General features: G+C 57.4%; 11 protein-coding genes. 7 read left to right on the top strand and 4 right to left on the bottom strand.

The window, feature by feature from the left end; translation table 11 throughout:
* Positions 1-248: 248 nt before the first annotated feature.
* A complete protein-coding gene (locus JZX87_RS09535; RefSeq protein ID WP_353654175.1) occupies positions 249-1,634 on the top strand; it encodes a peptidoglycan L,D-endopeptidase MepK in 1,386 nt (461 codons plus the stop codon).
* Between the two features lie 130 nt (positions 1,635-1,764).
* A complete protein-coding gene (locus tag JZX87_RS09530) occupies positions 1,765-1,947 on the top strand; it encodes a DUF1508 domain-containing protein (RefSeq protein ID WP_210349017.1) in 183 nt (60 codons plus the stop codon).
* Between the two features lie 82 nt (positions 1,948-2,029).
* Here the strand turns inward: JZX87_RS09530 and JZX87_RS09525 are convergent, their stop codons facing one another.
* Together JZX87_RS09525 and JZX87_RS09520 are read right to left on the bottom strand one after the other, a co-directional pair.
* Complete coding sequence (locus JZX87_RS09525) at positions 2,030-4,018, bottom strand: methyl-accepting chemotaxis protein (protein ID WP_206825193.1); 1,989 nt, start codon at positions 4,016-4,018, stop codon at positions 2,030-2,032.
* Between the two features lie 481 nt (positions 4,019-4,499).
* Positions 4,500-5,135 (bottom strand): outer membrane protein, encoded by a 636-nt coding sequence (locus JZX87_RS09520; protein ID WP_206825192.1) that lies wholly within the window; start codon positions 5,133-5,135, stop codon positions 4,500-4,502.
* A 223-nt stretch (positions 5,136-5,358) separates the two neighbouring features.
* On the opposite strand from JZX87_RS09520, the gene JZX87_RS09515 reads away from it, so the two are divergent.
* The 5 genes from JZX87_RS09515 (at position 5,359) to JZX87_RS09495 (ending at position 9,515) form a co-directional block, all read left to right on the top strand.
* Complete coding sequence (locus JZX87_RS09515; protein ID WP_353654174.1) at positions 5,359-6,600, top strand: acyltransferase family protein; 1,242 nt, start codon at positions 5,359-5,361, stop codon at positions 6,598-6,600.
* Between the two features lie 80 nt (positions 6,601-6,680).
* Positions 6,681-6,896, top strand: a complete 216-nt coding sequence (locus tag JZX87_RS09510) for a hypothetical protein (RefSeq protein ID WP_148145269.1) — start codon at positions 6,681-6,683, stop codon at positions 6,894-6,896.
* Positions 6,897-6,998: 102 nt separating this feature from the next.
* On the top strand, positions 6,999-8,000 hold the full coding sequence (locus JZX87_RS09505; protein ID WP_206825191.1) for a ketopantoate reductase family protein: 1,002 nt from the start codon (positions 6,999-7,001) through the stop codon (positions 7,998-8,000).
* A 242-nt stretch (positions 8,001-8,242) separates the two neighbouring features.
* Positions 8,243-8,557: a DUF1883 domain-containing protein gene (locus JZX87_RS09500; RefSeq protein WP_206825190.1), complete on the top strand. Its 315-nt coding sequence runs from the start codon at positions 8,243-8,245 to the stop codon at positions 8,555-8,557.
* 139 nt (positions 8,558-8,696) lie between these two features.
* The gene (locus JZX87_RS09495; protein ID WP_206825189.1) at positions 8,697-9,515 is read left to right on the top strand and encodes an alpha/beta hydrolase; all 819 of its coding nucleotides are present in this window, start codon (positions 8,697-8,699) and stop codon (positions 9,513-9,515) included.
* Positions 9,516-9,524: 9 nt separating this feature from the next.
* Here the strand turns inward: JZX87_RS09495 and JZX87_RS09490 are convergent, their stop codons facing one another.
* Both JZX87_RS09490 and JZX87_RS09485 read right to left on the bottom strand, forming a co-directional pair.
* Positions 9,525-10,841, bottom strand: coding sequence for a replication-associated recombination protein A (locus tag JZX87_RS09490; protein WP_206825188.1), 1,317 nt, complete (start codon positions 10,839-10,841; stop codon positions 9,525-9,527).
* Positions 10,838-12,241, bottom strand: a complete 1,404-nt coding sequence (locus tag JZX87_RS09485; protein WP_148145273.1) for a DegQ family serine endoprotease — start codon at positions 12,239-12,241, stop codon at positions 10,838-10,840. The genes JZX87_RS09490 and JZX87_RS09485 overlap by 4 nt, the downstream gene beginning before the upstream one ends.
* Between the last annotated feature and the right edge of the window lie 79 nt (positions 12,242-12,320).

The raw sequence follows: 12,320 nt of genomic DNA, 5'->3' as shown, positions 1-12,320 counted from the left end.
ACCTGCACGACTTCAGCGGGAAAATCCACAAGCCTCTGCCGGCATCATGTCGGCGGCTCAGACAGGCCGGACCGGCCAACAAATTGGCGCAAAAGCTGCCCGTGCCTTCACGAAAGCGTGTCGGATCGGCACGGCTAATATTTCGTCAACCTCCTATTAGCATTTCATTGACCATAATCAGGGCTTCGTTGCCGGGGTTTCGTCCTTTTGTCCCGGTGTGGTGATCTTGGCGTAAAGCGAGTTGTGTCGTGTTCCAGCCCCTGTCGAATGCTCCCATCAAGAGTGCTATCCGCACGCTTCTGGGCCATGCCGCCGATACGGCATTGACCATCGCCAAGGCCTCCTGCGCCGTGGTTCTCGCGCTTTCCGCATGTGCTGGAACTGCCGCGATGGCGTTTGCGGAAGACCGGACGCTGAAGCTGCACTTCACCCATACGGGCGAGCGGGCAGCGATTACCTACAAGCGCAATGGCAGGTTCGACCAGAAGGGCCTTGCGCAGGCCAACCGGCTGTTGCGCGACTGGCGTCGCAACCAGTCGACGCGGATGGACCCGCGCCTTCTCGATCTCGTCTGGGAAGTTTACCAGCGCAGCGGCGCCACCGACTATATCCATGTCGTTTCCGCCTATCGCTCGCCGGCCACCAACAGCATGCTGCGCGGTCGCTCGCGCAGTACCGGCGTTGCCAAGAAAAGCCAGCACATGCTGGGCAAGGCGATGGATTTCTATATTCCGGGCGTAAAAATCTCGACGCTGCGCCGGCTTGCCATGCAAGCGCAGGTTGGCGGTGTCGGCTTTTACCCGACCTCCGGTTCACCCTTCGTGCATCTCGATGTCGGCAGTGTACGCGCCTGGCCGCGCATGTCGCGCAAGGAATTGGTGGGTGTTTTTCCGAACGGCAGGACGATGCATGTGCCGGCAGATGGACGACCGCTTCCCGGTTATGATCAGGCGGTGGCCGACTACAAGCGTCGCATCGGATCGCAATCGATCCAGATCGCCAGCACGGCATCGGATGATGACGAGGATACCGGCAGCGCGAAACGTGGTGGCAGCGGCCTGTTGACCGCGATGCTGCCGACACCGAAGAGCCGTGCGGCGGAAGCACTTGCGGAACAGACCAGCCCCAAGGCTATCGCCAAGGCAGCGAGCCGCAGGAGCGATCCCGAATTTGCCGATCTTGCAGCTCTCTCCGCACCATTGCCAATCCTGCGGCCTTCGAAGGCTGTCGATGTCGATCCCGTGCAGACCGCATCGCTTGCGCCGACACCGAGTCTCGCGCCCGTCATTGCGGCAAGACCGGTAGCGGCTTCGGCACCTGCAAGCACGCCGGCCTTCAGCGCCCTTGCGGCACTTGCTGCACCAGACGGGATGAAATTGCTGCGAGCACCGGAAGGCTCGATCGCTTTGCTGCCGATCTCGGGACCAGATCTCGATGTCGAGGACGAATTCGATGGCGAAGACACGCTTCTGTCATGGGCGCTCGCTGCCCCTGCCGAGAATGTCGGCATGGCCGCGCCGGTCGTCATCGGCAGAACATTGACGTACCTAACGGCAAAACCGGAGAGCACAACGCCGTTGCCGCTTTCGATCGCAGAAGAATTCGATCACGACCGATTCTGGTCCGGTGGCTAACGGAGCCAGCGGAAGTCAGCCACAAGCACAACCGGATCCGCGCATAGATACACCTAATAGCTGCATCCGCTTCGTGGAGCGGTCCTGCCGAATCGCCTAGCGTTCTCGCTGTAACACTCGGGAGGACGACATGCCGAATTGCATGGACAGCAATGGGGATACCTGGGAAATCTATCAGAGTGGCAGCCAGTGGCGCTGGCGCCGCACGGCATCAAATGGCCGCATCGTAGGCGCTTCGGCAGAGAGCTACGTCAACAGGAGTGACTGTGTCGACAATGCCCGACGCAATGGAATGAAGTGCAATCCCACCTGACGTGATCAATCCGTAAAATGATTACGGGCCTTCGCCACAAAGGTTCGAAGGCCCGTTCAGATTTGGCTGAGTTAGAGAAGCCTCAGAACTCGGTCCATTCCGACTCTTTTACCGCAGCGGCTGATGCCGAACCACCACCGAATGCGGAGGCGAGTTTTCGCCCCAGGGAACGAGCAGGAGACAAGCGAGGCCGTTCATCCTGCTCGGCGACGCGCACCGGTGCGGATACACGCGAGGCCTGCCGATCGAAAGCAGGCCGCTCGGCAGAGCGGAAAGATTGCGGACTTTCGCTGCCGACCTGGAACTGGCCAAGCAACGTCATCAGCGCCTCGGCATCCTTTGCAAGACTATGGCTGGCAGCGGTCGATTGCTCAACCATTGCCGCATTCTGCTGTGTTCCCTGATCGATCGTATTGACGGCCGTGCTGATTTCCTGAAGGCCAAGCGACTGTTCGCGTGACGCTTCTGCGATCGCCTGAACATGCCGATTTATCTCATGGACCTCGGCCACGATTGCATCAAGTGCCTTCCCGGTCTCGCCGACCAGATTGACGCCCTGCTCGACATGGCTGCCGGAGGTATTGATCAGCGTCTTGATTTCCTTGGCGGCAGCGGCTGAACGCTGGGCCAGCTCGCGGACTTCCTGAGCCACGACGGCGAAGCCCTTGCCCGCATCACCGGCGCGTGCGGCCTCGACTCCGGCATTCAAGGCCAGAAGGTTCGTCTGGAAGGCGATATCGTCTATCACACCTATGATGTTGCTGATTTCAGACGAGGAACGCTCGATCTGATGCATCGCATTCACTGTGTCCCGAACGATCTCGCCGGATTTCTCCGCCCCTGCACGCGTACGGGCAACAAGCTGGCTGGCTTCTTCGGCACGGCTCGCCGCGTCCTTGACGGTGGTGGTGATCTCCTCGAGCGCTGCGGCCGTCTCTTCGACAGAAGCAGCCTGCTGCTCCGTGCGACTGGACATATCGTCGGCCGAAGCAAGAAGCTCGTTGGCACTGGCGGTAATTGCCTTCGCATTGAAACCAACGGATTGCATCGCCTCGCGAACCCTGCTCAGCGAGTCGTTGAAATCCTCGCGAACGACGTCGAGATCAGCCACAAACGGCGTATCGATACTTGTCACCAGATCGCCAGCGGCCAGCCGCTTCAGCCCATTGCCAAGCGACTGAAGCGCGAACTGGACGTTGCGAGCCTCCGAGGCCTTCTCGATTTCCTGACGCGCTCTTTCGCTTTCGGCGTTGCTCCTGGTTGCTTCCGTCTGCTCTTCCAGACGAGCACGCTCAATCGCATTTTCCCGGAAAATCGCGACTGTGGCCGCCATTTCCCCAATCTCGTCACGTCGATCGCGACCGACGATCTCTCCGGATGTCTCTCCGCGTGCCAATTGCTGCATCTGCGCGCGCAAGCCATTCATCGGCTTGGTTATTCCTTGTTGGACAAAATATGCAGCAAGGACAAGAACGAGAACAATGCTGATGACCATAGCGGCCATATTGGTCACGATTGTTTTGTGCACGAGTGCCGCCAGACGATCCGTGCCGGCGGTCTGCACCGCCTGCAAGGCGCTATTGCTGTCGTTGAACTGCTTGGAGATCCGCGTCGTCAGACCTTCAAGCGCCCCCATCCGAGCCACGGCAGCCGGATACTGGCCATCATCGCGCAGCTTCACGATATCAGCAAGAAGCTCCCGCACGCCGCTGATGTCGACCATAAGGTTGTCCATCGCCTGTTTGGTGCTCGGAACAAGTACCGAAAGCTCCTGCATGCGGCCGACGGCGATATCAAGAAGTGAATTAAATTCCTTCTGTGCCGTTTCGAATTGCGGTGCATCGGGCGAAAACAGCAAAAGGCGGCCCAGGCGAACGGCGGCGCCGTTGACGCCGGAGCTTGCTCTTGCCGACAACAGGGCAGCCTTCGCTTCGGTATTTAGAAATTCGTTATAGGCGAGACTGGCTTCATCGAACTTGTAAGTGAGATAGGACACTCCGCAGAGAGAGATAAGCGCCAATACGCCGATGGACAGAAGGATCTTGGTTCTGATGCGTATATGCTTCAACATCGTAATAGTACCTATGAAATCGACAGGGTCGGAAATGCGCCATAACCGCAACTGAATGTGCAGCGGCGTCACAGAAATGACTGAGGATTGGGTGCGCGCATCATGCGACGGCTCAAGCAGGCTCACCTGCAGTGTCGACAGAAGATCCCAGATGAATTAATGCATCGAAAATAACCAAGTACAAATACTTGAAAAACAATGACAAACGTCAAAAAACAAGTCGATTTATTGGTGATTCTTCATAATTAAAACAGAAAAAACATAAATTTATGAATCTATACTCAAGTATAATTTCTGTAATCAGAAAACTTAATTATTGCGGATCGCCTGATTATCGGCTTCGGCAGCCGCGCACCGCTTATTCATGCAGCCGACCCCCGTAGCCCACACATTTCGTTTAAGACAAACGAAAATGGCGCCGCAGACCCTAAGGTATGCGACGCCATCGTCATGTCATTCACGAGCCTTGAAGCTCGATATTTTAGAACCGGTAGTTTACGCCGGCCTTGATCGTGTGGTCGCCGATATCCTTCTCGGAAGTCGTGCCAGCACGGAAGCTGCGAACATCGTTGGTCTGGGTATAGTTGTATTCGACCCGACCCGAGAGATTGCCGGTGATCTTCTGCTCGACACCTGCGCCGACCAGCCAGCCAGGCTTCCAGCCATCCGGGCCTTCAGTCGCACCGTTGTCACGCAGGCTGGTCATTGCCACACCGGCGGTACCGTAAACCAGCGTATTGCCAAGCGGTGCACCAACCTTACCCTTGGCTGCGACGCGGTAACGTTCCTTCAGCGTACCGCCGCGCACACCAACTTCCGCATCACCGAGATGGGAGAGCTCGGCTTCACCACCAACCACAACACCATTGATTTCGGTGTTGTAACCGCCATGAATGCCGCCCGTGAAATCAGAGGAACTCGAGAACGGGTTCAGCTTGTCGGAAGCGGTACCAGCATTCAGACCAACGTAAGCGCCACTCCAGTCGGAGGACGGGCCAGAAGGCTCGTTGTAAGCGGGCGGCTCATAGGAGCTGGTCAGGTCAGCAGCAGATACCGACATTACAGAGCCGGAAACGAAAACGGCGGCAAGAGCCAGCGCGAAGGGCTTGTTGTTCATAATAGATTTACTCCATACACAGCCTGCGTCTGGTGGATGGGCAGGCGATACATCCAGCTCTTAAGCCTCGGGTCACTCATGCGGATTTGCCCTACCCCCGGCCGCATGTGCGATCCCGCACCGATTGCCTTCTAATTTCACGAATTTATAAACACTCCATTAACTGCGACCGGCATCACCACAGAAAGGCTTTCACCGGGCATTCACGACATCGCGAGGGGGATTGAGGACCGCATTTCACCTGGCAATTCATTGTCAGCCTAGACAAATTCCAGAAGCGAAATCAGCGAAAGATCTGGCCGGCGCAACGTTGGATACTATCTTGTTCGGAATCCTATCGAGTCCGCCAGACAGCAACCCTCGGGGTATTATGGAAACAGGAAAACGATCAGCCAGAGACCGTTTTGTCCTCCTCGACGGGTTGAGGGGCATTGCTGCGATATTCATCATCCAGCGTCATGCCGAGGATCTGCTGGGAGACGCCTTACCCTCCAGCTATCTGGGGGTCGATCTATTTTTCGCCTTAAGTGGCTTTGTGCTTGCCCATGCCTACGGCGCTTCGCTTTCAGAAGGGCGTATTTCACCGCTACAATTCATGAAAGCCCGGCTGCTGAGACTTTATCCCCTTTATGCGATCGCGCTGGCGCTGGTTACGGCGTACTACATTCATATGTATCTTGCGGGCCTTCCGGTCATGGCAGACGAACATGTGATCCCGAACGAACTTCTGCTTGCTTTCGCAACCGGGTTTTTCTTCCTTCCCTCGCCTGTCACCATCTCGTTCAACGCGGCGCTTTTCCTGGTCCATCCGGCATGGTCGCTGTTCAACGAACTTGTTGCAAACATGGCCTATGCTCTGCGGGGGGCGCGGGCTGCGCTGATCCAGATTGGCATCGTGCTCGCAATAAGCGCTATACTTCTGGTGGTGGCCGCCCTGCAATTCGAGCGTCTGCATGCCGGTTTCCGCTGGCATGAAATGTATGCAGGTATGGCTCGCGTCTTCTTTTCATTCTCCATGGGGATGCTGATCTATCGCTACCGTCGCAAGATGCCCGTGATGCGACCGGTACAGGCACTCCTTTGCCTTGGGATACTGATGCTTGTACTCGCCTTCCCGACTCCACGGGACTGGCGATGGATCTTCGACCTGCTTGTCGTTTTCTTCGTCTGGCCGATACTACTCTACTGGGCTAGTGCGATCGTGCCCGGCCCGAGGACCTCATCCGTCGCGAATTTTCTCGGGGGCGCCTCCTATGCCGTCTATGTGCTGCATACTCCGTTGCTTGACTGGGCGCATGTTATCGCTCCCGGCATCGCCAACCCGGAAATGATGCCATTTTCCGGCATTGCTCTCGTCACCTTGATCGTCGCCATTTCATGGTGCGTGACGATTTGGCTCGACCAGCCATTGCAGAAACGCTTCAAGAGGCGAATTCTCCATCGGCCAGCGCTAGTTCAAAAATAAAAGAGGTTTCGACGGGAACTTTTTCCGTTGCCGGGAAATTGACAGGGATTCGCGCAAAAAAAGAAAGGAGAACTGCATCCATGCCGAACGACGCACGCCAATCCGTCGCCTCGCCGAAAGACCATGTTCTCACGGTCCAGGAGGCTCTTGAGCCGCTGTTTCTGGCCCTTGAGCAGGAGGCCGAGCTCAAGATGCTTTCCGCTGCACTCGATGCAGGATGGCCTCTCGACGAAGCTGTGGTCGCGATAGATGAGTTGAGGCGAAACGAGCTCTTGCCAATCCTTCGACCTCACTGACCTGCGGCGCTACGCAGAAATTGAATTATTACAAAAACTCCTTCACCTTGCGGCCCTCGCTGCTCTACCCTACCTCAGACAATTGGAATGCAGCGAGGGACGATGAGCATAAAGACAATTTGCATTTATGGCGCAGGCGCACTTGGAGGGGCGTTTGCGGCAAATATCGCGCATGCCCTTGAAGGGAAGGTGGACGTTTCCGTCATTGCCCGAGGGGCACAACTCGCCGCAATTCGAGAACAGGGCTTGAGTGTCATATATGACGACGAGGCTTTTCCTGCGATTTCAGCACGAGTTACGGCAACTGACGATCCTTCAAGCCTTCCACCGCAGGATCTCGTGATCACCGGCCTGAAGGGGCATCAACTTTCCGCAGCAGCCGACGGCATCGCATCTCTGCTTCACCCCCAAACGCGGGTGATGATGATCCTCAATGGCATACCATGGTGGTACTTCCATAAAGATGAGACAAGCGGATTTGCAGAATTGCAATTGCCGCAACTCGATCCGGACGGCAAATTGTGGACGCTGATCGATCCCAAGCGCGTCATTGGTTGCGTGGCATACCAGGGCGCCGAAGTAATCCAGCCCGGCCGTACCAAGCTCAACGGCAAGGGCCATTTCTTCCTCGGAGAACCAAACGGCAAGCTCTCCGCCGACTTGCAGGCCGTTGCAGACTTGCTCGGTCAGGCCGGCCTCGATATCCGACCGACTGCGCGCATCCGCGACGAGATATGGGCCAAGCTTAGGGGCAATGCCGCGTTCAATCCGATCAGCGCGTTGACGCGGACACTGATGGTCGACCTGATGGCCAATCCAGAATTGGCGCAGATGGTTCGCAAGATCATGAACGAGGTGCAGGCGGTCGGTATCGCGCTCGGTTGCCGGTTCCAACGATCAGCAGACGAACAGTTTGCTAGCGCCAACGGCTTTGGCCCGGTCAAGACGTCCATGCTTCAGGACCTGATTGCCGGCAAGGCGCTGGAAATCATTCCGCTCAACGGGATGGTGGTCGAACTTGGAAAGCTTGCGAATGTCCCGACACCAATCTGCGACACAATATTGACACTCGCTCAACAGCTCGATGTCGAAAATCGGAGATAACTCAGCGCAAAAGAAACCTCGCCGAGGGGACGCGGCGAGGTTCTAATTACATGTCTCATTTTTATTGTCAGGCGGCACAGGGGACGGGCACCACCGGCTTTATTCCTCTGGCAACTGCATCGATCGCTCTCAGCTTCGCCATTCACCAATATAACCCACCAGCAAGGGTTAGGTTCCACCAATCCTTAACCCGACAGCCGCTAAAGTTGCGCAAACCTGGACGGGGTAGCAAAGAGACTTACATGACGGGACCAAATTTCCGTTTCACCCATTACGATCTCAAACCACAGCGCGCGGGCACCGCGATCGAGGTGACATTGAGTGCGGTAAACAATATTCGCCTCATGAATGCGGTGAACTATCAGCGATTTACAGAACGACTCGATTTCAAATATGCCGGTGGCATTGCGCGCAAATCGCCGGTTCGGCTGGTCATCCCAGAAAATGGGCACTGGCACTTGATAGTAGATACCGAAGGCCACCATGGATTGGCGGAATCTTCTGTCAAACTTATTCCTGCACCAGCGATGCAAAGCCCACAATCGCAGGTTTCGTGATCAAATTATACGGACGCGTGGGCGCATGATGCGTCAAGATGCGTAATCTCATCATCTTGATCGCCATGCGTTCTGTGAACACCATGCGGCCTGCTCTTCACCAGGTCGTGATGAGCATGCTGCATGGGAGGATACAGCTTTGGCGGAATTGCAACATATCGAGACCAGCATGGATGCAAACGTTATTCCCCTCTCAAACGAGGCGGCTAACCAGCTGAGCGGCTCGTGGCCTGACCGGAGTTATGAGATTGTCCGGCGGCTGGAACTACATGTCTATAAAGTCACGAAGCCGAAAGCGCAGGCATTGATCTATCCCGGCGGCGGATATCTGAAGCTGATGCATGACAAGGAAGGCGTCGAGGTCGCACTTTGGCTGAATTCGCTTTCTATCGACGCCTATGTCGTGACGCATCGCCTGCCCGGCTCCCAGGCCGAGGAAGGTCTGCATCCCAAGGATATTGCACTAACCGACTCGCTTTCCTGCCTCGATTATCTGCATAAAAACAGCCCGCATCTGCCGCTTTTCCATGTCGGCCTTTCGTCAGGAGGGCACCTCGCTGGCGTGATGGCCTGCCAAAATCATCCGCTTGCAGCAAAAGGTGCGATCATCGCCTATGCACCGGTAAACGCCAATCACCGGGATTACAAAGCGCCTGCGGGAAAACCAGACTATCCTCCGGTCGAGAAACAGGCCTTTTACGATGACTGGCCGATCGGGATAGCGGCGATACCGCACGGAATGCCAAATATACCGCTATTTCTTGCCTATGCGTTGCATGATCAATCCGTGCCGGTGGATCACGTGCTCAACCTAATCCGATCGGCCCGGCAGGCCAAGCGTGAGGTGGATGCCCATATCTTCGGGACGGCCCCTCACGGTTTTGCGCTCAGAGACAAGTCCGGCACCCATGCGTCCTGGGCGAGCCTCGCGGAGCAATGGATAGAACGGCATCTCTAGGCCAAGACATCAGGGTTCGCCGCGTTCCCTGCGCAGTTTCGACCACCACTCCAGCCGTTTCCGGATCTCACGCTCGAAACCACGCTCCGGCGGGTCGTAAAACGTCTGGCGGCCCATTTTCTCGGGGAAATAGTTCTGGCCGGAAAAGGCATCCGGCTCATCGTGGTCATAGCGATAGCCGTCGCTATAGCCTTCCTGCTTCATCAGCTTGGTCGGTGCATTGAGGATGTGTTTGGGCGGCAGAAGCGAGCCGTTTTCCCTGGCCGCCCGCATTGCCGACTTGAAGGCGGTATAGACGGCATTGGATTTCGGAGCGGTTGCGAGATAGACGCAGGCATTGGCGAGCGCCAGTTCGCCCTCCGGCGAACCGAGATAATCGTAGGCATCCTTGGCGGCATTGCAGACGACGAGCGCCTGCGGATCGGCAAGGCCGATGTCCTCGATCGCCATCCTGACCAGGCGTCGACCGAGATAGAGCGGATCCTCACCGGCATCGAACATACGGGCGAGATAATAGAGTGCGGCATCGGGATCGGAGCCGCGAACGGCTTTATGCAGGGCCGAGATCAGATTGTAATGACCGTCCTGCCCCTTGTCATAGATCGGAGCGCGGCGCTGGACGATCTCGGTCAGGCCGGCCGTATCGAAGACTTCCCCTGCCCTTGCGGCGCGCCAGACTTCTTCCGCCAGCGTCAAGACTGCACGGCCGTCGCCATCCGCCATGCGGATGAGTGTCGCCCGTGCTTCGTCATCGAGCGGTAGCGGCTTTTTCTCCACATCTTCGGCACGCTTGAGAAGTTCCTCCAGGCTCTCCTCGTCATGCGCCCTGAATGTCAGGACGCGGGCACGTGACAGGAGAGCGGCATTCAGTTCGAAGCTCGGATTTTCGGTCGTCGCGCCGACAAGGATCACGGTGCCATCCTCAATGACCGGCAGGAAGCTATCCTGCTGGGCGCGGTTGAACCGATGGATCTCGTCGACGAAGAGAAGCGTCTGTCGCCCGTCCATCCGGCGCAGGCGGGCCATCTCGAAAACCTTCTTCAAGTCGGCGACGCCCGAGAATATCGCCGAAATCTGCTCGAAGGCGAGGCCCGTCTCTCCGGACAGAAGCCGGGAAACGGTCGTCTTTCCCGTTCCCGGCGGTCCCCAGAAGATCATCGAGCCAAGCGTGCCGGATGCGATCATGCGGCGCAGCACACCGTCCTCTCCCGTCAGATGTGACTGGCCGGTGACCTCGCTGAGCGAGGTCGGGCGCAACCTGTCGGCCAGCGGTCTCCGGCTGGCGACATCATCTGGAATACTGGGAGAGAACAGGTCGTTGCTCATCGGAAGAATTGCCGGATACGCTGGCCGCCACGCTCGATTTCGACGCGCCAGAAGCTCGGGTCAGCATCCAGCATGTCTTCGAGCGTCTTGGTGGTGTTGACCGTGCTGCCATTGATGGAAACGATGATGTCGTTCGGCTGGAAACCAAGACGTGCAGAAGGCGATCCGCGGGTGACATCGGTCACGACGACGCCGGTCTTTTCGGTCGACAGGTGAAGCTCGGTTGCAAGCTTGGGCGATAGGTTCGCAACATGCAGGCCGGAAAACGGGTTGCGGCCCTCCATCAAGCGCTCGTCGCGCGGCGTGGTTTCAGGGGCGGTGTTCAACACCAGCGTCATCTCCCGCTGCCCGTCACTTGTCTGGACCGTGAGATCCGCCTTTTTGCCGAGACCGGCCGTGGTCAGGCGGTAACCGAGGGCATCGGGATGCTCGACTGCAACGCCATTGACGGCAGTGATCACTTCGCCGGGCTTGAGGCCCGCTTTGTCAGCCGGACCACCCTCGACAGTCCGCACGACCAAGGCGCCGCGAGCGGCTTTCAGACCAAGAGCTTCGGCGACATCAGAGGTGACGGCATCGAAGGTCGCACCGACATAGGGCCGCTCGAACGTCGTCTTGCCCTCTTCGGCAGCAACCAGGAATGCTTTCACGAGATTGGCGGGAATGGCGAAACCGACACCATTCGAGCCGCCGCCACGGGAAAAGATCGCCGTGTTGATACCGATCAGCTCGCCGTTCATGTTCATCAACGCGCCGCCGGAATTGCCCGGATTGATGGATGCGTCCGTCTGAATGAAGAAGCCGAAATCACCGCTCGACACCTGATTGCGGGCAAGCGCCGAAACGATACCACTGGTGACGGTCTGGCCGACACCGAAGGGATTGCCGATCGCCAGAACCAGATCACCGACCTCGGTACGGTCGGAATCGGCGATGCCAAGCACCGGGAAATTCTCCTTACTCTTGATCCGCAGGACCGCGAGATCGACGCTCTCATCCTTGAGCACCAGCTCGCAAGGGAACTCGCGGCCATCGGCGAGCGCGATCTTGATGTCGTCGGCGCCCTGGATGACGTGATTGTTGGTGACCACGAGACCGTTATGCGAGAGGATCACGCCGGAGCCGAGAGAGGACTGCTTTTCCGATCTGTTCGGCATACGCTGGCCGAAGAATTGATCGAAAAAGGGGTCGCCTGTCATCATGTTCGGGCGCTGCACGAGGCGTTCGGCATAGACATTGACCACGGCACCGGCCGTCTGCTTGACCAGCGGCGCGAAGGACAGCTGCATCTCCTGACGGCTCTGGGGGACCGCTTTGCTGTCCTGCGCATAGGCGGTTACGGGACAAACCACGGCTAGGACGAGAAGACCGACCGAGAGACGCTTGAGCAGGTTGGGCATGTGATTCCTCTTTGCGAATTTCCGGATCGAGTTTTAGCGCCGGAGGCTGGAAAATAAAGGTGACCTTGCCAGACAAAAC

This window comes from Agrobacterium sp. Ap1, assembly GCF_017313375.1.
GTDB classification, from domain to species: Bacteria; Pseudomonadota; Alphaproteobacteria; order Rhizobiales; family Rhizobiaceae; genus Neorhizobium; species Neorhizobium cellulosilyticum.
Note: the sequence above shows the minus strand (reverse complement) of the source record. Positions and strands in the feature narration are given on the sequence as shown.